General features: G+C 71.8%; 18 protein-coding genes and 1 pseudogene. 14 read left to right on the top strand and 5 right to left on the bottom strand.

Going from position 1 to position 19,344, the window contains the following annotated elements; all coding sequences use genetic code 11:
- The first annotated feature begins 88 nt into the window (after nt 1–88).
- Complete coding sequence (locus JOD54_RS02545; protein WP_204448999.1) at nt 89–1,621, top strand: alkaline phosphatase D family protein; 1,533 nt, start codon at nt 89–91, stop codon at nt 1,619–1,621.
- 890 nt (nt 1,622–2,511) lie between these two features.
- Here JOD54_RS02545 and JOD54_RS02540 read toward each other — a convergent pair.
- Nucleotides 2,512–3,003, bottom strand: a complete 492-nt coding sequence (locus JOD54_RS02540; protein ID WP_204448998.1) for a GNAT family N-acetyltransferase — start codon at nt 3,001–3,003, stop codon at nt 2,512–2,514.
- 50 nt (nt 3,004–3,053) lie between these two features.
- Between JOD54_RS02540 and JOD54_RS02535 the strand changes: the two are divergent.
- The 4 genes and pseudogenes from JOD54_RS02535 to groL all read left to right on the top strand — a co-directional run.
- Nucleotides 3,054–3,285, top strand: a pseudogene (locus JOD54_RS02535) (PadR family transcriptional regulator); the annotation flags it as partial.
- 29 nt (nt 3,286–3,314) lie between these two features.
- Nucleotides 3,315–3,437, top strand: a complete 123-nt coding sequence (locus JOD54_RS34940) for a hypothetical protein (RefSeq protein WP_275592635.1) — start codon at nt 3,315–3,317, stop codon at nt 3,435–3,437.
- 219 nt (nt 3,438–3,656) lie between these two features.
- Nucleotides 3,657–3,950, top strand: a complete 294-nt coding sequence (gene groES, locus JOD54_RS02530; RefSeq protein WP_026316263.1) for a co-chaperone GroES — start codon at nt 3,657–3,659, stop codon at nt 3,948–3,950.
- Nucleotides 3,951–4,040: 90 nt separating this feature from the next.
- Nucleotides 4,041–5,663: a chaperonin GroEL gene (groL, locus tag JOD54_RS02525; protein WP_204448997.1), complete on the top strand. Its 1,623-nt coding sequence runs from the start codon at nt 4,041–4,043 to the stop codon at nt 5,661–5,663.
- A 66-nt stretch (nt 5,664–5,729) separates the two neighbouring features.
- On the opposite strand, the gene JOD54_RS02520 is transcribed toward groL, so the two are convergent.
- The gene (locus JOD54_RS02520) at nt 5,730–6,029 is read right to left on the bottom strand and encodes a WhiB family transcriptional regulator (RefSeq protein WP_092777779.1); all 300 of its coding nucleotides are present in this window, start codon (nt 6,027–6,029) and stop codon (nt 5,730–5,732) included.
- Nucleotides 6,030–6,234: 205 nt separating this feature from the next.
- Here JOD54_RS02520 and JOD54_RS02515 point away from each other — a divergent pair, with 205 nt between their 5' ends.
- From JOD54_RS02515 to JOD54_RS02495, 5 genes are all read left to right on the top strand, one after another.
- Nucleotides 6,235–7,272 carry a MerR family transcriptional regulator gene (locus JOD54_RS02515; protein ID WP_307859805.1) on the top strand — a complete coding sequence of 346 codons (1,038 nt, stop codon included), beginning with the start codon at nt 6,235–6,237 and terminating at the stop codon, nt 7,270–7,272.
- Nucleotides 7,265–8,170: a hypothetical protein gene (locus JOD54_RS02510; protein ID WP_204448996.1), complete on the top strand. Its 906-nt coding sequence runs from the start codon at nt 7,265–7,267 to the stop codon at nt 8,168–8,170. Before JOD54_RS02515 ends, JOD54_RS02510 begins: the two co-directional genes overlap by 8 nt.
- A gap of 122 nt (nt 8,171–8,292) precedes the next feature.
- Nucleotides 8,293–8,889 carry a response regulator transcription factor gene (locus JOD54_RS02505; RefSeq protein ID WP_018682728.1) on the top strand — a complete coding sequence of 199 codons (597 nt, stop codon included), beginning with the start codon at nt 8,293–8,295 and terminating at the stop codon, nt 8,887–8,889.
- Nucleotides 8,890–9,214: 325 nt separating this feature from the next.
- Nucleotides 9,215–9,787, top strand: coding sequence for a sigma-70 family RNA polymerase sigma factor (locus JOD54_RS02500; protein ID WP_204448995.1), 573 nt, complete (start codon nt 9,215–9,217; stop codon nt 9,785–9,787).
- Nucleotides 9,788–10,810 (top strand): anti-sigma-D factor RsdA, encoded by a 1,023-nt coding sequence (locus JOD54_RS02495; RefSeq protein WP_204448994.1) that lies wholly within the window; start codon nt 9,788–9,790, stop codon nt 10,808–10,810.
- 88 nt (nt 10,811–10,898) lie between these two features.
- On the opposite strand, the gene JOD54_RS02490 is transcribed toward JOD54_RS02495, so the two are convergent.
- On the bottom strand, nt 10,899–11,276 hold the full coding sequence (locus tag JOD54_RS02490; RefSeq protein ID WP_204456029.1) for a DUF5319 domain-containing protein: 378 nt from the start codon (nt 11,274–11,276) through the stop codon (nt 10,899–10,901).
- A 244-nt stretch (nt 11,277–11,520) separates the two neighbouring features.
- On the opposite strand from JOD54_RS02490, the gene guaB reads away from it, so the two are divergent.
- The 4 genes from guaB to JOD54_RS02470 all read left to right on the top strand — a co-directional run bounded on the left by guaB (nt 11,521) and on the right by JOD54_RS02470 (nt 16,496).
- Nucleotides 11,521–13,032, top strand: coding sequence for an IMP dehydrogenase (gene guaB / locus JOD54_RS02485; RefSeq protein WP_204448993.1), 1,512 nt, complete (start codon nt 11,521–11,523; stop codon nt 13,030–13,032).
- A gap of 29 nt (nt 13,033–13,061) precedes the next feature.
- Nucleotides 13,062–14,207: a GuaB3 family IMP dehydrogenase-related protein gene (locus tag JOD54_RS02480; protein WP_204448992.1), complete on the top strand. Its 1,146-nt coding sequence runs from the start codon at nt 13,062–13,064 to the stop codon at nt 14,205–14,207.
- Complete coding sequence (locus JOD54_RS02475; protein ID WP_204448991.1) at nt 14,204–14,704, top strand: GNAT family N-acetyltransferase; 501 nt, start codon at nt 14,204–14,206, stop codon at nt 14,702–14,704. The genes JOD54_RS02480 and JOD54_RS02475 overlap by 4 nt, the downstream gene beginning before the upstream one ends.
- Nucleotides 14,705–14,780: 76 nt before the next feature.
- Nucleotides 14,781–16,496, top strand: a complete 1,716-nt coding sequence (locus JOD54_RS02470) for a GMC family oxidoreductase (RefSeq protein ID WP_204448990.1) — start codon at nt 14,781–14,783, stop codon at nt 16,494–16,496.
- Between the two features lie 36 nt (nt 16,497–16,532).
- On the opposite strand, the gene JOD54_RS02465 is transcribed toward JOD54_RS02470, so the two are convergent.
- A complete protein-coding gene (locus tag JOD54_RS02465) occupies nt 16,533–18,089 on the bottom strand; it encodes an FAD-dependent monooxygenase (protein WP_307859804.1) in 1,557 nt (518 codons plus the stop codon).
- A complete protein-coding gene (locus JOD54_RS02460) occupies nt 18,086–19,054 on the bottom strand; it encodes an MBL fold metallo-hydrolase (protein WP_204448989.1) in 969 nt (322 codons plus the stop codon). The genes JOD54_RS02465 and JOD54_RS02460 overlap by 4 nt, the downstream gene beginning before the upstream one ends.
- Nucleotides 19,055–19,344 lie beyond the last annotated feature (290 nt).

Here is a 19,344-nt window from a genome sequence, read left to right as displayed (position 1 = left end):
CCCAGGTCTCATCCGGAAGTGGGTCGCGGGAAACCGCCACGGAGGAGGGTGACTGCCAGCCAACACCTGATCAGGGAGGCCCCACCACATGAACACTCCCAACCGCCGGTCCGTGCTGCTCGGCGGCGCTGCCGCCGCGGGCCTCGTCGCGGTCGGCGTCGGTACGCCCGCGCTGGCCGCGCCCGACCGCACCCTCACCTACCCGTTCACCCTCGGCGTCGCCTCCGGTGACCCGTCCGCCGACGGCGTCGTGCTGTGGACGCGTCTCGCCCAGGACCCGCTCGCCCTCGACGGCCTCGGCGGCATGCCCAACCGCACGCTGCCGGTGTTGTGGCAGGTCGCGGCGGACGAGCGGTTCCGCCACGTGGTGCGCACCGGCGTCGAGTGGGCCCGGCCGGAGTCCGCGCACAGCGTGCACGTCGAACTGGCCGGACTGCGCCCCGGCGCCGAGTACTTCTACCGCTTCCGGGTGCAGGAGCACGTGTCCGAGACCGGCCGCACCCGCACCGCCCCGGCGCCGCACTCGCTGACCGGCGCGCTGACCATGTCCTTCGCCTCCTGCTCGCACTTCGGCGAGGGCTTCTTCACCGCCTACCGCCGCCTCGCCGAGGACCACCCCGACCTGGTGCTGCACCTGGGCGACTACCAGTACGAGTACGCGGGCAAGGCCGCCGACGTGCGCGCGGTCGTCGGACCGGAGACCCGCACCATCGCCGACTACCGGCTGCGCCACGCCCAGTACAAGTCCGACCCCGACCTGCGGCTCGCGCACCAGGTCGCCCCCTGGCTGATCGTCTTCGACGACCATGAGGTCGAGAACAACTGGGCCGACGACGTGCCCGAGGCGCCGGACCCCGAGTTCCCCGCCCGCCGCGCCGCCGCGTTCCAGGCGTACTACGAGAACATGCCGCTGCGCCGCACCGCCCGGCCGCGCGGGCAGGACATGCAGCTGTTCCGCCGGGTCCGGTGGGGCGCGCTGGCCAACTTCCACATGCTCGACACCCGCCAGTACCGCACCGACCAGGCCTGCGGCGACGGCACCAAGGTCGACTGCGCCGACCGCCTCGACGCGGCCCGCACGCTCACCGGCGCGGCGCAGGAGCGGTGGCTGCTCGACGGGCTGCGCACGTCGCGGGCGCGGTGGGACGTGCTCGGGCAGCAGGTGTTCTTCGCGCAGCGGGACCTGACCGCCGGCGAGAAGCAGGGCTTCAGCATGGACGCGTGGGACGGGTACAAGGCCAGCCGGGACAAGGTCGCCGCTGGCCTGGCGACCGCGCGCAACGGCGTCGTGCTGACCGGTGACGTGCACCGCCACTGGGCCGGGGACGTCAAGGAGAACTTCGACAACCCCGAGTCCCGCAACGTCGCCGTCGAACTGGTCACCACCTCCATCACCTCCACCGGCGACGGCGGCGAAGACACCAACGCGACCGTCCTCGCCGAGAACCCCCACCTCAAGTTCTACAAGAACCGCCGCGGCTACGTCCGCACCCGAATCACCGCCAAGGAACTCCGAGCAGACTTCCGAGTCCTCCCCCACGTGCGCACCGCGGGCGCCGAAGCCACCACAGCCGCAACCTTCGTCGTCGAAGACCGAGGCCACACCCTGCACCAAGCCTGATCCTTCGGTGGCCCCTCTCGGTTGAGAGGGGCCATCACACATCTGCCCCCTGCGACTTCCGCGACCCCCACCTCGACTGTCCACAATCCCCTCTTCTGTCCACAGCCCCCACCGAACCCTCTTGACAGGCACCGGATTCGACTAGGCTGGAAGTGGGTGGTCCCCCTGGGTGGGCGGGGTCTGTTGTCCGTCGGGGTGCGGCCTTCGGCCGATTCTTCACACTCTCGGCGCCCTCAAGCCGGATTCAGCGCTGGGTTTCGCGTGCGCATGAAGGTGCTCTTGACGGGTCTGGTCCACGAGGCGTCCCGGTCGATGACTGTCCACAATGCCCTCGTCTATCCACAGCTCCCACCGGACCCCCTTGACAGGCACCGGAATCGACTACGCTGGAAGTGGGTGGCCCCCCTGGGTGGGCGGGGTCTGCCGTCGGGTGGGGGTGCGGCCTCGGTTGAAAAGTCGTAATCTCCTGGGCCGCCGAGTGGCACGCTGGGGAAGCGGTCTTCGCCACAGCGGGCGGCTAGGGGCGCGTTGGTGTGCACCGCAAGCGACTACGGCCTCGCTGCCTCCACGGAACGTCACGCCGAATGCGAGTGGGCTTGGCGGTTCTGCGCCTTGGCTGGCGCCTGTCGATGACTATCCACAATGCGCTCGTTGGTCCACAGCTCCCGCCGAACCCCCTTGACAAGCAACGGAATCGACTAGGCTGGAAGTGGGTGGCCCCCTGGGTGGGCGGGGTCTGTTGTCCGCCAGGGGGGCGGCCTGTGGCCGAATGGGTGGGGAGTGCTCAGGCTGCTCAACGCAGTCTTGCCGCCCCGGGAGGGGCAGGGGTGGACGCGCGCCATGGGCGATTTCGGCCTCGCCACCGGTACTTAGAGATGGCCGTCCCAGCGCTAGATGTCGCGGCGCATGCAGGTGCGTTTGGTGGGGTCTAGGCCCAAGAGGGTTTCGCGGTCGATGATGGTCTGGAGGGCGGGGGTTGGCTCTATAGGGCGGAAGCCGATGCGTTCGTAGTAGGGCGCGTTCCATGGGACTTCGCGGAATGTGGTTAGGGTCAGGGCTTCTAGGCCGCGGTCGCGGGCCCAGGCTTCCAGGTGGTCCACCAAAGCCCGGCCCAGGCCCCGGCCCCTGACGGCGGGGTCGGTGCTTACTTGGGCGATGTGGGCGTAGCCGTCCACCACTTCTGCCTGCAGGTAGCCGACGACCCGGCCGTGGTACTCGGCTACCCAGGCGCGGCCGTCCGCGGTGAACTCCGCCAACTCCTCGATCGACGGTGGGTCGTCGTCGGCTATTTCGGGCATGCCCACGTCGCGGAAGGCGGCGCCTGCCAGGACTTCGATCTCGCGGAGGCGCTCGAAGTCGGCGGGGGTGGCCGGTCTGATCACAGGGTCCACGGTAGCCGCGGACCGGCGGGACCACTCCTCGATTTCGCTAGGGGTACGCGATCACCCGGCTGCTCAACGAACTCGGCTTCGCCGACGTCGAGGGGACGGTGTACACGATCCTGCTGCGGCTGGAGCGCGACGGGCTCGTCCGGGTGGCGAAACGGCCGTCCGTTCTACTCGCTCAACGACGCGGGGCGGGAGGAACTCGCGAGGTGTTGGGCGACGACATCGAGGGCTCCTGCGCGGGGGAAGGGCCTCGATCCCACCGCGGCAGTGGCGTGAGCGGCTGAACAGTGCGGTGGTGGGCACTCGTGGCGCTACCGCCGGAAGGTGTCGCGGCGGGCAAAGGGGTCCTGGAGCTCATCGGCGCGGATGTCGCCGGGCTGGTCGCGGCCCCCCGGACCCGGGTCGAGCCGGGTTCGGCCGGGAACTGAGCCGCTCTACCAGAACCGGGCTGGTCAGGCCACGTTCCCATGTCACACGTGGGGGTCGTTGCAGGCTTAGCAGTCGCGTGGGTAGAGTGCTAGTTGCACGGCGCCAAGTACCGCCCCGACCCCCGCGACGGCGGGGTGGCAGGAGCCGTGGGCGTGGCTCCTCGGGAGTCGCGCTCTTGTACCTGCCAACGCTTTCGACGACCCGTGGAGGTCACAGCGGTGAGCGTGAACATCAAGCCGCTCGAGGACAAGATCGTCGTCCAGGCGAGCGAGGCCGAGGCGACGACCGCCTCCGGCCTGGTCATCCCGGACACCGCCAAGGAGAAGCCCCAGGAGGGCAAGGTCCTGGCCGTGGGTCCGGGCCGGATCGATGACAAGGGCAACCGCGTCCCGGTGGACGTGGCCGTCGGCGATGTCGTCATCTACTCCAAGTACGGCGGCACCGAGGTCAAGTACAACGGCGAGGAGTACCTGATCCTCTCCGCCCGCGACGTGCTGGCTGTCATCAACTGACACCCCGGCTGACCCTGCGCCCCGGCGGCCCCGTTCGGGGCACCCGGGGCGCTCGGCGTCTCTAGAGCTGCCACCAACGAGAGGTAGTCAATGCCCAAGCAGATCAGCTTCGACGAGGACGCTCGTCGGGCGCTCGAGCGCGGCGTGAACAAGCTCGCGGACGCGGTCAAGGTCACCCTTGGCCCGCGCGGGCGGCACGTGGTGCTCGCCAAGAAGTTCGGTGGACCCACCGTCACCAACGACGGTGTGACCATCGCCCGCGAGATCGACCTCGAGGACCCGTTCGAGAACCTCGGCGCCCAGCTCGCCAAGAACGTCGCCACCAAGACCAACGACGTCGCGGGCGACGGCACCACCACCGCAACCGTGCTCGCCCAGGCGCTCGTGCGCGTCGGCCTGCGCAACGTCGCCGCCGGCGCCAACCCGACCTCGGTCGGCAAGGGCATCCAGGCCGCCGCCGACGCCGTGGTCGACTCGCTCAAGGCCAAGGCCACCCCGGTCAAGGGCCGCGACAACATCGCCCAGGTCGGCACCGTCGCCTCCCGCGACGCCTCGATCGGCGCGCTGCTCGGCGAGGCCATCGAGCGGGTCGGCGAGGACGGCGTGATCACCGTGGAGGAGTCCTCCACGCTGGCCACCGAGCTCGTCATCACCGAAGGCGTGCAGTTCGACAAGGGCTACGTCTCGGCCCACTTCGCCACCGACCTGGAGGCGCAGGAGGCCGTGCTGGAGGACGCCTACGTCCTGCTGCACCGCGAGAAGATCTCCGCGCTTGCCGACCTGCTGCCGGTGCTGGAGAAGGTCGCGCAGAGCGGCAAGGCCGTGCTGATCGTGGCCGAGGACGTCGACGGCGAGGCGCTGTCCACCCTGGTGGTCAACGCCCTGCGCAAGACGATCAAGGCCGTCGCGGTCAAGGCGCCGTTCTTCGGCGACCGCCGCAAGGCGTTCCTCGACGACCTCGCGGTCGTCACCGGCGGCGAGGTCATCTCCGCCGAGATCGGCGTCAAGCTCTCCGAGGCGACCCTGGAGCAGCTGGGCACCGCCCGCCGCATCGTGGTCACCAAGGACGAGACCACCCTGGTCGACGGCGGCGGCGAGAAGTCCGCCATCGCCGGGCGCGCCGAGCAGCTGCGCAAGGAGATCGAGGCCACCGACTCCGACTGGGACCGGGAGAAGCTGCAGGAGCGGCTGGCCAAGCTCTCCGGCGGTGTCGCGGTGATCAAGGTCGGCGCGGCCACCGAGACCGAGCTCTCCGAGCGCAAGCACCGCATCGAGGACGCGGTCGCCGCGACCAAGGCCGCGGTCGAGGAGGGCATCGTCCCCGGCGGCGGTTCCGCGCTGGTGCAGGTCGCCAAGGAGCTCGAGGGCAACCTCGGCCTCACCGGCGACGAGGCGACCGGTGTCGCGATCCTGCGCGAGGCGCTCAGCGCGCCGCTGCACTGGATCGCCGCCAACGGCGGCCAGGAGGGCGCCGTCGTGGTGAACAAGGTCCGCGAGCTGTCCTGGGGCCAGGGCTTCAACGCCGCCAAGCTGGTCTACGGCGACCTGCTCGCCGACGGCGTCGTCGACCCGGTCAAGGTCACCCGGTCCGCGGTGGCCAACGCCGCCTCCATCGCCCGCATGGTGCTCACCACCGAGAGCGCGGTCGTGGAGAAGAAGGACGACGAGCCCGCCGGTGGCGGTCACGGTCACGGCCACGGTCACGGCCACTGACCCGATCGCGTGAACGACGAGGGCCCGGTCGATCCCGACCGGGCCCTGGTTCGTCTTCGCGCCGCGCTACTTGGCGACGGCCAGCGTGCGCTTCTCGGTCTTGATGATCGCCTCGCGCTCGGACTCCGAGAGCCCGCCCCAGATCCCGTACGGCTCGTGCACCGCCAGCGCGTGGCTGCGGCACAGCGACAGCACCGGGCACGCCTGGCAGATCGCCTTGGCCTTGGCCTCCCGCCGCGCCCGCGCGGGCCCGCGCTCGCCGTCGGGGTGGAAGAAGAACGCGCTGTCCATTCCCCGGCAGGAGCCGTCGAGCTGCCAGTCCCACACGTCGGCGTTCGGACCGGGGAGCCTGCGCGTGTCCGCCATGGTGGCCGCCTCCTGACAAGTGGACTGGTGGAGTCAATACTCCATTCGGTGCAGCGGCTTACACGCTAGAAGCGCGCCAACCCTTGTTCAAGGGTGATCGACTCATCGGATACGCGATTCAGCCGATCGGATTCACCCGCTCGACGCAGCGTGGTCAACGCATCCGGTTGCCGGACCCCTGGTGTCACCCGAAGATGGGCCAGTGGTGGCTGACATCCCGTCCGACCACGCGGACGCTTCCACCGAGCGTGGTCAACTTCCGCTCCGCCGCCGTCCGCGCGGCGGCGGACGTGTAACGAAGACGAGCGGACCGGCCGAGCCGACGCTGCCGGTCTCGGCGGTGGCCCGCAGGCTCGGCATCGCCCCGTCGACCCTGCGCACCTGGGACCGGCGCTACGGCCTCGGTCCCACCGGGCACGCCACCGGGGCGCACCGCCGCTACGGCCCCGCCGACGTCGCCAGGCTCGAACTCATGCGCCGCGCCCTGCTCGAAGGTGCCGCACCGGCGCAGGCGGCGGAGTACGCGCTGCGGGCGACTCCGGGCGAGGCCACCGGGTTCGGCAAGACCACCCCGCACGGCGGGCGCCGCCTGTCCCTGCGCGGCGAGGCGGCGGCCGCGCGCGGTCTCGGCCGAGCGGCGATGGCCATGGACGACCGGTCGGTGCAGCGGATCATCACCGAGGCGATCGACACCGGCGGTGTGGTCGCGGCCTGGGACGAGGTGGTGCGCCCGGTCTTGAGCGCCGTCGCCGGGCGGTGGGCGGCTTCCGGGGACTGCGTCGAGGTCGAGCACCTCGTCAACGAGTGCGTGCTGACCGCCATGATCCGGAAGACCCCGTTGGTCCCGGCTCCGCGCAACCCGCGGCCGGTCATGCTGTGCTGCGCGCCGCAGGAGGCGCACTCGCTCCCGCTCCACGTGTTGCGGGCCGCGCTCGCCTGCCGGGAGATCGGCACGATCATGCTCGGCGCGGCTGTGCCCGACGCCGCCCTCACCGCCGCTGTTCGGCGCACGGCACCCGCCGCGGTCGTCGTGTGGGCACAGGTGCCCGTGCCCGCCACCGCGTTGGCCAAGGTCCCGCGCACCAGCCAACGGGTGCACGTGTTCGCCGGTGGCCCCGGTTGGGCAGAAGCGGACCTCCCGCCCCGTGCGGAGCGGCTCGACGACCTGCCCACCGCGGTGGGCCGGATCGAGGCGCTCCTGCTCTCTGACCACGAGTTGGGGCAAGGTCGACCGGGTGAGTGACCACGATCGTGCTCGGCTGTGGGCGGCCGCGTTCGGCCCGGATCCCGGCGAACACCCACTCAGAGTGGGTCCCGGTTGGGAGCGCTCCTGGTTGGCCGCTGTCACTCTCGGTGGCCGGGGCCGCTACGCGGCCGCCGCGACCCTGCTGTGGCCGGTGATCACCGGGACCGACCCGACCGGCGCCGCGCTGGCCGCCGTGACCCTCGCCGCGCACCGCAGGCAGCTCGGCGGGCACGCCATCGCCAGGGACCTCGACGCGCTCGGTCTGCGCCGCCTCGCCGAGGCCGCGGCGACCACCGGGGAACGATCACCGGCGACCGGCGGTCAAGATCGCCGGTGGGGCGGTGCCGACGCCGCGGCCGCCCGCTCGGACGCCCTGCTCGGCCTCGCGGCCGACGCGATCGGGCTCGGCGAGCTCCACGAAGCGCGAACCCTGCTCGGAATCGAGTCCGCCTCGACGGACGGCGGTTGGCGCGCTGAGATCAAACGCGGCTGGGTGGCCGCGGAGGTCGAGTTGGCGGCCGGGCGCCCCGAGGCCGCACTTCCCCCAGCGCGGGCCGCCGCTGCCGCCGCGACCCGGTCGCCGTCGCGGCGGCTGGTGGCCAAGTCCAACCTCGTCCTCGGCGCCACCCTGGCCGCGGCCGGAGATCGTCCCGGGGCGCTGTTGGCGATCAACGACTGCCTCCGGGACGCGATCACCCACGGGCTCGTACCGCTGCGTTGGCCTTGCCGCATCGTGTTAGCTGATCTGGAGCCGGAACGGGCCGACGAGCACCGGCGGGAAGCGGCCACCGCCCTTGACTGTGTGTTACGACACGCCGATCCCGCTGGCCGGGCCGCGGCCGCCGCGTCGCCATGGGTCCCGACCTCGGGTTTTGACCTTGGTCCGAACAGGTGACATCGGCAGGCCGGTCTTCCGGTGGATTGGTTGACAGATTTACCACCGAATCGTGTCAAGGTTCGGGCGCCGGCGTCCGATAGGGGTTATGGAACGTCACTCGGCTGCAGGAAGGAGTCCCCGTGACGACGGTCTTGATCTGCGACGACCGCCGCAGCGTGCGGGAGGGCTTGACCCGTGTCATGTCCGCTGTGCCAGGGGTCAGTCGCATCGACTGCGTAGCGCACGGTGACGAGCTGCTCGCCCGGTTCTCCCGGCAGCCGGTGGATGTCGTCCTCGTGGGCACCCAGCGCGCGGTGCCGACCGGGGTGGAGGCCACGCGGCGGCTCGTCTCGGCGAACCCGCAGGCCAACGTCATCGTGTTCGGCGCGCCGGACGACGCGGGCAGCATCGCCGCCGCCATCGCGGGCGGCGCTCGCGGTTACCTCCGCTGGGACGCCTCGCGCCCCGAGCTGGTCGCCGCGCTCGCGCACACGCTGGCCAGCACCTCGGTGCCCGCACCGAGGCAGCCATCGGACCCTGGGGTCCAGCTCACCGACCGCGAGCTGCAGGTGCTGCGCGGCATGAGCCAGGGCAAGAGCAACGGGCAGATCGGCCGCGAGCTGTACCTGTCCGAAGACACCGTGAAGACGCACGCGCGGCGGCTGTTCCGCAAGCTCGGCGTCCGTGACCGCGCGCAAGCGGTGGCCCATGGGTTCCGGCGCGGCCTGGTCTCCTAACCGCACCAGCGTCGGCGACCAGCCGTGCGTGCCCGAAGCGCACCGGGCACGCACGGCTGGTCGTGTGTGTTCACTCACCCGTCCGGTGTTCCCCCACCGCCGTGGAGGTGCCAGCAGTGCCCGCGGTACCCGCTGCGTCAGTCCCCACCGCCGCGCCACCACCCCCTGTGCCGGTTACTGTGGCGCGTGCCACCGCGCCCCCCGGCCCGCCCACCGCGGGTCGGCCGGGCGAGCCGGGCGGTACGGTGGACCCCGAGCGGGGCATCGGCCCCGGTTGGGTGTCCTTCAGATGACCGCACTCGTAACACCAGGGCTGCATTCTGCGATGACCACATTGGGGGACGGACTGGACGCGTCGGTGAGCGCTGCCGTCGAGGGTGACCCTCGCGCGGTGGAGCGGGTCCTGGCGTCCGTTCGGCCCCTGGTGGTGCGGTACTGCCGCGCCCGTGTCGGCAGGCAGGAACGCTCGTTCGCCTCGGCGGACGACGTGGCGCAGGAGGTGTGTCTCGCGGTGTTGACGGCCCTGCCCGGCTACCGCGACCAAGGCCGCCCGTTCCTGGCCTTCGTCTACGGCATCGCCGCGCACAAGGTCGCCGACGCGCACCGCGCGGCCGCGCGTAACCGAACCGACCCCGTCGCCGACGTACCCGACGAGCCGGAGACGCAGGCCGGTCCGGAGCAGCGGGCGATGCAGGGGGAGCTGTCGCGCCGGATGAGCGAACTGCTGTCCGTCCTGCCGGACAAGCAACGTGAGATCGTCGTGCTCCGGGTCGTCGTCGGCCTCTCGGCCGAGGAGACGGCCGAGGCGGTCGGATCGACGCCCGGCGCGGTTCGGGTGGCCCAGCACCGGGCACTTGCCAGGTTGCGCAAGACTTTGTCGGCGGAGGAGGTGGCCTGAGTGCCCGACCAGAGCGATCGCGACGAACGCGGTGCGGATGACGCCGCGTCCGCGCGCGCCGAACAGCTGAACGTGACCCCGGTCCCGTTCGGCTCCGGCCTGCGGCTCGACGACGAGCTCGCCGAGTTCGCCGACCTGGCCGAGTCCGACGACGCGGTGGACATCTCCCGGGTGCACGCCGACGACGCGTTCCTCGACGCGCTCGGCGCCGCGGTCCGCGGTGAGCGGCCCGTCGACGACCCCTTCGCCGGGTCCGCCTTCGACTCCGACCTGCCGCCGGACTTCCGCGACGACGAGCTCGCCGCGCTGCTGAGCTCCTGGCGCGACGAGGTCGACTCCGCGCCGATCGGCGAACTGGTCGACGCCAAGCTGGCCGTGGCCACCGTGATCGCCGCCAAGGCCCGCGGCCGCCGCAGACCCAGGCTCCTGGTGCCGTTCGCCGCCGCGGCCGCCGTGCTGGCCATCGCCTTCACCGGCGCCGGTCTCGCCGCCCGCGACGCCCAGCCGGGCGACACCCTGTGGAGCCTGACCAAGGTCCTCTACGCCGACCACGCCCGGTCCGTCGAGGCGGCGGCGTCGGTGCGCCAGGACCTCGACATCGCCCAGACCGCGCTCGCCGAGGGCAAGCTCGCCGAGGCCAAGTCGAAGCTGGAGGAGGCCAAGAAGGGCCTCCCGGCCGTGGCCAGCGAGGACGGCGCCGCCGAACTCGCCGCGACCCACGCCGACCTGCTCTCGCAGCTGCCCGGTGCGCCAGCCAACGGCGCGCAGCCGCCGCCGTCGGCGACGCCGACCACGCTCCCGCCCGCGACCTCGACGCTGCCGAGCAGCACGACCGTGGTCACGGTCCCGCAGACCACCACATCGCCGAGCAGCCCGCCGGTGTCGACCACCGAGCCGACCACCCCGCCGCCGACGACCACGACCACCGAACCGACGACGCCGCAGTCCGAGGTGCCCAAGATCAACGAACCGGACACCGGTGCGCCGCAGTCCGGACCCGCCGCGGGCGACACGACCTCCTGACGGCCGCGGACCGGCGAACCGGACCGAAGACCCGAACAACCGCGAAAAAGCCCCGCAGGACGCTCCTGCGGGGCTTTTTCGCGGTCGTCTAGAGCGCGTTCTCGCTCGCGGTCACGCCGTCGGCGTAGCCGCGGCAGTACTCCCAGCTGACGTAGCTGCTCGGATCCGGGTCGAACGCGGGCTCGTGCGGGCGCATCCTGCCGTCGTTGAGCAGCTGCTCAAGGCTCGCCGCCAGCAGCGCCCAGTCGTGGTAGTGCGGCTCCTGGCACTCGCCGCAGTCCACCACGATGCCGCGCACCCCGCGCGGCTCCAGCAGCGCCTGGTACACGGCCAGGTCCGACAGGTCGGCGAGCAGTTCCTCGCGCTCCTGCTCGCTCATCGGCGGGCCCGACTCCTCGTCGGTCGCGTCGTCGAGCAGCGCCTTGGCCGGGTCGTCCGGGTCGCCTGCGAAGGGGTCGGGCGGCAGCGCGCCGCTGTGGTCCCCGGCGGACCTGTCGTCCCACGGTCCACCGGCGAACGGGTTGGGCGGAATCGCGTCATGCGGCACGACCACGCACGGTACCGGGCGGGGCCAGCGGGGTGCCCGGATACCATGGGGGAACCGGGCCGCCGCGCACTCCAGCGGGCTCACGGCACGGCAGCAGGCCACCCCCGAACCCCCGGCTCGGCCACCGGGACTTCAGGCCCGGCAGGAAGGTCAGTCACCCACCATGACCAGCGAGCTCAACGCTGACGGGGTCCCCGCCAAGTTCGCCCCACTCGGGCTCACCTTCGACGACGTGTTGCTCCAGCCCGCCCAATCCGATGTGATCCCGAGCACGGTGGAGACCTCGACCAGGATCTCGCGCAACGTCACGCTGCGCATCCCGGTCGCCTCGGCCGCCATGGACACCGTCACCGAGGCCAGGATGGCCATCGCGATGGCCCGCCAGGGCGGCATCGGCATCCTGCAGCGCAACCTGTCCATCGAGGAGCAGGCCAGGCAGGCCGAGACGGTCAAGCGCTCCGAAGCGGGCATGGTCACCGACCCGGTCACCTGCGCGCCGGGCGACACCCTCGCTGAGGTCGACGCGATGTGCGCGCGCTACCGGATCTCGGGCCTGCCGGTCACCGACGCCGAGGGCACCCTGGTGGGGATCATCACCAACCGGGACATGCGCTTCGAGGTCGACCACACCCGCCTGGTCAGCGAGGTCATGACCAAGGGCCCGCTGGTCACCGCCCAGGTGGGCGTGTCGGCCGAGGCCGCGCTGGGGCTGCTGCGCCGCCACAAGGTGGAGAAGCTGCCGATCATCGACGGCGACGGCAAGCTGCGCGGCCTGATCACCGTCAAGGACTTCGTGAAGACCGAGCAGTACCCCAACGCCAGCAAGGACCCCGACGGCAGGCTCATCTGCGGTGCCGCGGTCGGCGTCGGCGAGGACGGCTACAAGCGCGCGATGACCCTGTTCGACGCCGGGGTGGACGTGCTGATGGTCGACACCGCCCACGGCCACGGGCGCGCGGTGCTCGACGTGGTGACCAGGCTCAAGAAGGAGCTCGGCGACGCGGTGGACGTGGTCGGCGGCAACGTGGCCACCCGCGCGGGCGCGCAGGCGATGGTCGACGCGGGCGCCGACGGCGTGAAGGTCGGCGTCGGCCCCGGCTCCATCTGCACCACCCGGGTGGTCGCCGGTGTCGGCGTGCCGCAGATCACGGCGATCTACGAGGCGTCGCTTGCCGCGGGCCCGGCGGGCGTGCCGGTCATCGGCGACGGCGGCATCCAGTACTCCGGCGACATCGCCAAGGCCATCGCCGCAGGCGCCAGCGCGGTCATGCTCGGCAGCCTGCTCGCGGGCACCGCCGAGGCGCCGGGTGAGCTGATCCTGGTCAACGGCAAGCAGTTCAAGAGCTACCGCGGCATGGGCTCGCTCGGCGCGATGCGCTCGCGCGGCGAGGGCAAGTCGTACTCCAAGGACCGCTACGCCCAGGACGACGTGCTCTCCGACGACAAGCTCGTGCCGCAGGGCATCGAGGGGCGCATCCCGTTCCGCGGCCCGCTGTCGAACGTGGTCCACCAGCTCGTCGGCGGCCTGCGCGCGGGCATGGGCTTCACCGGCGCGCGCACCATCGCCGAGCTCCAGCAGGCGCAGCTGATCCGGATCACCGCCGCCGGGCTCAAGGAGAGCCACCCGCACGACATCACGATGACCGTCGAAGCGCCGAACTACACCACCCGCTGACCAGCTCAGCGCTCGGAAAGGAACACCCCGTGCGGGATCTTGTCGACATCGGCATGGGCCGGACCGCCCGGCGCGCCTTCGGGCTCGACGAGGTGGAGATCGTGCCGTCGCGGCGCACCCGCTCGTCCAAGGACGTCTCGACCACCTGGCAGATCGACGCCTACCGGTTCGACATCCCGCTGATCACCCACCCGACCGACGCGATCGTCTCGCCAGCCACCGCGGTGGCCGTCGGGGAGCTCGGCGGGCTCGGGGTGATCAACGCCGAGGGCCTGTGGGCCAGGCACCCCAAGGTGGAGGAGGCGCTGTTCGCGCTGGTCGGCGCGGCGGAGAAGGGCGATGACCCCGGGCTGCTGGTGGCCGAGCTGCAGCGGCTGCACGCGGCGCCGATCCAGGTCGACCTGATCGCCGAGGCGATCCGGCCGGTCCGCGAGGCCGGGGTGACGGTGGCGGCGCGGGTGAGCCCGCAGCGGGCGGCCGAGCTGACCCCGCACCTGCTGGCCGCCGGGGTGGAGGTCCTGGTCGTGCAGGGCACGATCGTCTCCGCCGAGCACGTGGCCCGCGACTCCGGCGGGGACGAGCCGCTGAACCTGAAGCGGTTCATCGCCGACCTCGACGTGCCGGTCATCGCCGGTGGCGTGCACGACTACCGCACCGCGATGCACCTGATGCGCACCGGCGCGGCGGGCGTGATCGTCGGCTACGGGCACTGCGCGGGGATCACCACCACCGACAGCTCCCTGGGCATCGGGACCCCGATGGCCACGGCGATCGTCGACGCCGCCGCCGCCCGGCGGGACTACCTCGACGAGACCGGTGGCCGGTACGTGCACGTGATCGCCGACGGCGACGTGCACGCCAGCGGCGACATCGCCAAGTCCATCGCCTGCGGCGCGGACGCGGTCATGCTGGGCGCGCCGCTCGCGCTGGCCGCCGAGGCGCCGGGGCAGGGCTTGTACTGGACCTCGGCGGCGGCGCACCCGTCGCTGCCGCGCAGCCGGGTGCTGCCGGTCGCCGAGGACGTCGAGGTGGACCTCAAGACGCTGCTGTTCGGTCCGTCCACCGACGCCGACGGGTTGGTGAACCTGTTCGGCGCGCTCCGCAGGGCGATGGCCAAGACCGGCTACTCGGACCTGAAGGAGTTCCAGAAGGTCGGCCTGACGGTCCGCGGATGAGGCGGGTGCTGCACGGCGGTGGCGGGTTCGCGTTGGCCGAACCCGCCGAGGGCGATGTGGAGCGGCTGCGCGCCGCCTCGGACGGCGCGTTCGACGTGGACCCCGACCCCCGGCCGTCGCTGCCGCCGCGCGACATCGGTCGGGCGGTGGTGGTCGACTCGGACTCCGGCGAGCTGCTCGGCGACGTGAGCTGGCACCAGGTGTCCTACGGGCCCACGCGCGGCTGCGCGGCGTGGAACATGGGCATCGGGCTGCTGCCGTCGGCGCGTGGCCGCGGTGCCGGGGTCGGGGCGCTGCGGTTGCTGGTGGAGCACCTGTTCGCCACGACCGACCTGGACCGGGTCGAGGCGTCCACCGACGTGACCAACGTGGCCGCGCGCCGGGCGATCGCCGGTGCGGGCCTGCGCGAGGAGGGCGTGGCGCGCGGGGCGCAGCTGCGCGGCGGGCAGCGCAGGGACATGGTGCTGTTCGGGCTGCTGCGGTCCGACCTGGGCTGACTCTGTTACCGGCGGTCACAGAAAAATCCGTTCGGGCCCTAGCCCGCTGCCGCCGCCTGCGCTTAGCCTGGCGCCCATGGGCGCGCAACTCACCGGTAACAAGCCGGACTACGACGTCGTGGTGGTGGGTTCCGGGTTCGGCGGCAGCGTCGCCGCGCTCCGGCTGACCGAGAAGGGCTACCGGGTCGCCGTGGTCGAAGCGGGCCGCCGGTTCGCCGACGACGAGTTCGCCAAGACCTCGTGGGACGTTCGCAAGTACCTCTGGGCGCCGCCGCTGGGCTGCTACGGCATCCAGCGGATCCACCTGCTCAAGGACGTGCTGGTGCTCGCGGGCGCAGGCGTCGGCGGCGGGTCGCTGGTCTACGCGAATACGCTCTACCGGCCGCTCAAGCCCTTCTACCAAGACCGGCAGTGGGCGCACATCACCGACTGGGAAGCCGAGTTGGCGCCGCACTACGACCAGGCGACGCGGATGCTGGGGGTCGTCACGAACCCCACAGTGACGCCGTCGGACGAGGTCATGCAGAAGGTCGCCGCGGAGATGGACGTCGCCGACAGCTACCACCCGACGCCGGTGGGGGTGTTCTTCGGCTCTCCGGGTGAGACCGTCGACGACCCGTTCTTCGGTGGCGAGGGGCCCAAGCGGGTGGGGTGCACGGAGTGCGGCTCCTGCATGACCGGGTGCCGTGTTGGCGCCAAGAACACGCTCGTGAAGAACTACCTCTACCTGGCGGAGAAGAACGGCGCGCAGGTCATTCCACTCACGACGGTCACCGCCGTCCGCCCGCGGGGAGATGGCGGGTACGAACTGGATCTGCGTAAGACCGGCACACGCTCTAAGAGGTTCCGCACCACCATCACGGCCGGGCAGGTCGTCTTAGCGGCGGGTACCTGGGGCACGCAGAACCTGCTGCACGCCATGCGCGACACCGGTTCACTGCCGAAGCTCTCGCCGCGCCTGGGCGAGCTCACCCGCACCAACTCCGAATCGATCGTCGGCGCGGGACGCACCACAGTGGACCCCGCCCACGACTACAGCCGGGGGGTCGCGATCACGTCGTCCTTCCACCCCGACGAGAACACCCACATCGAACCGGTCCGCTACGGCAAGGGCAGCAACGCCATGAGCCTGCTGCAAACCCTCGCCACCGACGGTTCACTGCCGGTACCGCGCTACCGCCAGGCCCTCAGGTTCGCCGCCCGGCACCCCGTCCAGACGGCCCGGCTGCTGCAGGGCTACCGGTGGAGCGAGCGCACGGTGATCCTGCTGGTGATGCAGAGCCTGGACAACTCCATCACCACCTACACCCGCCGGGGCCTGTTCGGCCGCCGCAAGTACACCTCCAGGCAGGGCCACGGCGAGCCCAACCCGTCGTTCATCCAGGCGGGCTACGACGCGAACCAGCTCACCGCCAAGCACATCGGCGGCATGCCCGGCGGTACCTGGGGCGAGCTGGCCAACATCCCGCTGACCGCGCACTTCATCGGCGGGTGCCCCATCGGCGCCACCGCCGACGACGGTGTCCTCGACCCCTACCACCGGGTGCACCACTACCCGGGGCTCTCGGTCGTCGACGGCTCCGCCATCACCGCCAACCTCGGCGTGAACCCCTCCCTGACCATCACCGCCCAGGCCGAACGCGCGTTCTCGTTCTGGCCGAACAACGGCGAACCCGATCCCCGCCCTGACCAGGGCGCCGACTACCGCCGGGTCGCGCAGGTGCCCCCGGCCAGCCCGGCGGTACCCGCGTCCGCCCCGGCCGCGCTCCGACCGGTGGAGATCAAGTCCTAGGGCTCGGCGCCGCGGCTGACGCCGAGCCCGAGGCTCTCAGGCCACCCACCCGGTGGCGCGCCGCAACGCGTCGTCGAGCGAGGCCCCTCGCGGCAGCACCGCGGCGATGAAACCGTCCGGCCGCACCAGGACACCCCCGCCCTCGGGAACGTCCACACTCGTCTGTCCCTGCGGTAAGACGACGACTTCCAGGCCGTGCCCGGGGTCGGCTGGATCAACGGGGCCCTCGACTGTGTCCGCTGCCGTGTCCGCCGCCACCAACAAGGTGAACCGGACCCCGAGGTGGTCGCGCAACCGGCTCCCGTCCGGGAAGCCGAAGTCCGGGCACAGCACGCCGGGCAACGGCGGCCTGGGCACCCCCGGTTCGGTGGGGAACGCCGCGATCTCCTCGGCCGTGGCCCTCGTGGTCAGCGGCGACTCCAGGTACCAGAACGGCTCGGACAACTTGCCGGAGTCGATCTCCGCGCTCACCGACCGGTCGGTGACGCTGCGCTCCAGGATGTCGCGCCGCCGCTCCCACTCGCCCTCGTCGGCCGGGCACAGGAACCGCATGGTCGTGCTGGTCACCCGCAGGTTCTCGTCGGTGGCCGGGCCGCGCTCGAGGTCGTAGCTGGCCAGCAGCCCCGGCCCGCCCCAACCGGACCGGATGGCGGCGATCTTCCACGCCGCGTTCTCCACGTCCGCCAGCCCCGAGTTCATCCCGCGCGCGCCGAACGGGCTCATGATGTGCGCCGAGTCGCCTGCCAGCACCACCCGGTCGACCTGCATCGTGGGCACCCGCCGCTGGTGGAAGCGGTAGAGCGACGCCCAGACCAGCTCGTAGTCGATGTCACCGATGACGGTCCTGATCCGCTTGTCCAGGTCGCCGTTGGCCTGCTCCTCGGTCAGGTCGTACTCGTCTGGCACCTGCCAGTCGATGCGCCACACCGAGTCCGGCTGCGGGTGCAGCAGCGCCTGGCGGCCCGGGTTCCACTCCGGGTCGAAGTAGAACCGCCGCTCCGGCACCGGGAAGTCGAACTCCGCCCGGATGTCGGTGATCAGGAACTTGTCCCCGAAGGAGTGCCCCTCGAACGGCACGCCGAGCAGCTTGCGCAGCGTCGAGCGGTTGCCGTCGGCGGCGATGCAGTGCGACCCGCGCAGCGTGTCCGGCCCGTCGGGCCCCGCCACCTCCAGGGTCACGCCGTCGGCGTCCTGGCTGATGGCGACGGCCTTGGTGCGGTAGCGCAGCTGGATCAGCGGCTCGGCCAGCACCCGCCGCTCCAGCACGTGCTCGATGCTGTTCTGCGGGGTGTTCACGAACGGCGGGAAGTGCCCGGGGGCCGGCTGCGGCAGCGTCATCGAGAACACCTCGTCGCCCCGGTAGAAGATCCGCCCCGAGTACCAGGTGACGCCCCGCTCGACCACCTCGTGGCCCGCGCCGACCCGCTCCAGCACGTCGAGCACGTCGCGCTGCACGCAGATCGCCCTGCTGCCCTCCAGCATCCGCCCTGGCAGCGCGTCGACCACCACGCTCGGCACGCCGTGCCTGGCCAGGACCAGGGCGCCGGTCATGCCGACCGGGCCCGCGCCGACGACGAGGACCGGCTCGATCACCGCTGGCCGTCCTGCAGCGCCGCCCACACCTCGCGGTCGCGCTCGGCGGTCCACACGACCGGCCAGTCGTGCCCGTCGAGCTCGTCCCAGTAGCGCTGCACGTCGAAGGGCAGGCAGTGCTCGAAGATCGGCCAGCGGCCGTACTCGGGCTCCAGCGCGGCGTGCGTGGCCCGGAACGCCTCCGCGACCGTGCCGCCCCTGCGGTGCGTGTCGCCGACGATGCGGCGCAGCTCGTCGAGGAAGTGGCGGCTCTGCGCGATGGCCGCGGCCACCTCGGCGCTGCCCCTGGCGACCGCGCCGCGGCCGCCCACGAGCAGCTCGGCCGGGAAGGTGGCCACGGTGTCCAAAGTGGAAGTCGCCCAGTCGTCGTGGAAGGCGTCGCCGGTGTACAGCGCGGCCTGCGACTCCACCAGGTCACCGGCGAAGAGGATCTTGTGTTTGGGCAGCCAGGCGACGATGTCGCCCGCGGTGTGCCCGCGCCCGCAGTAGGCCAGCACCAGATCGCCCCGGTCGCCGCCGAGCGGGATGACCATCCGGTCGGTGAAGGTCAGCGTCGGCCAGGTCAGGCCGGGGACGCTGTCGGGCTCCTCGAACAGCCGGGGCATCCGGCCCAGCTCGCTGGCCCAGTCCGCCTCGCCGCGCTCGGCGATCAGCATCCTGGTGGTCTCGTGCGTGACGATCTCCTGGGCGTCGAACGCGCTCGCGCCCAGCACCCGCACCGCGTGGTAGTGGCTGAGCACCAGGTACCGCACGGGCTTGTCGGTGCGCTCGCGCAGCTGCTCGAGCCAGCGGCGGGCGGCGACCGGGGTGGCCCGCGCCTCGAAGCAGACCAGGAAGTCCTCGCCCTCGATGGCCCCGACGTTGGGATCGCCCTCGGCGGTCAACGCGTAGACGCCGTCGGCCAGCTCGGTGAAGGTCTCGACTTTGCGCTCGAGGTCGGCGCTGGATGCGAATGACTTTGTCACACCGGCCACCCTGCCACCGGTCGGCGCCCGGGTACAGGGGGTGCCGCGGACCTGTGGACAACTCGGTCTGGTCTGGACCTGGGGCTATGCGCGGCGGGCGTCCGCGTGATGTGATCGGCTGGTGTGATCGGGCTTTGTGACCGGGGACACTGTGGAGCGGGTCGGGGAGGTCGGGGCGTGTTCAGCAGGAGGGTCTTTCTGCGGGCGGCCGGTGTTGGCGCGGCGGCCACGGCCGTCTCGTGTTCGGTAGGCGGACAGCAGGGAGGGGCGCAGTCGTCGACCACTACGCC

The sequence above is a fragment of the Actinokineospora baliensis genome (genome assembly GCF_016907695.1).
Taxonomy (GTDB): domain Bacteria; phylum Actinomycetota; class Actinomycetes; order Mycobacteriales; family Pseudonocardiaceae; genus Actinokineospora; species Actinokineospora baliensis.
This window is presented reverse-complemented; position numbering and strand designations above follow the sequence as displayed.

Coding starts and splice junctions, on each gene's coding strand:
- JOD54_RS02545 (WP_204448999.1), top strand. CDS start 89: ATGAACACTCCCAACCGCCGGTCCGTGCTGCTCGGCGGCGCTGCCGCC.
- JOD54_RS02470 (WP_204448990.1), top strand. CDS start 14,781: ATGGGCGCGCAACTCACCGGTAACAAGCCGGACTACGACGTCGTGGTG.
- JOD54_RS02475 (WP_204448991.1), top strand. CDS start 14,204: ATGAGGCGGGTGCTGCACGGCGGTGGCGGGTTCGCGTTGGCCGAACCC.
- groL (WP_204448997.1), top strand. CDS start 4,041: ATGCCCAAGCAGATCAGCTTCGACGAGGACGCTCGTCGGGCGCTCGAG.
- JOD54_RS02500 (WP_204448995.1), top strand. CDS start 9,215: ATGACCACATTGGGGGACGGACTGGACGCGTCGGTGAGCGCTGCCGTC.
- JOD54_RS02520 (WP_092777779.1), bottom strand. CDS start 6,029: ATGGCGGACACGCGCAGGCTCCCCGGTCCGAACGCCGACGTGTGGGAC.
- guaB (WP_204448993.1), top strand. CDS start 11,521: ATGACCAGCGAGCTCAACGCTGACGGGGTCCCCGCCAAGTTCGCCCCA.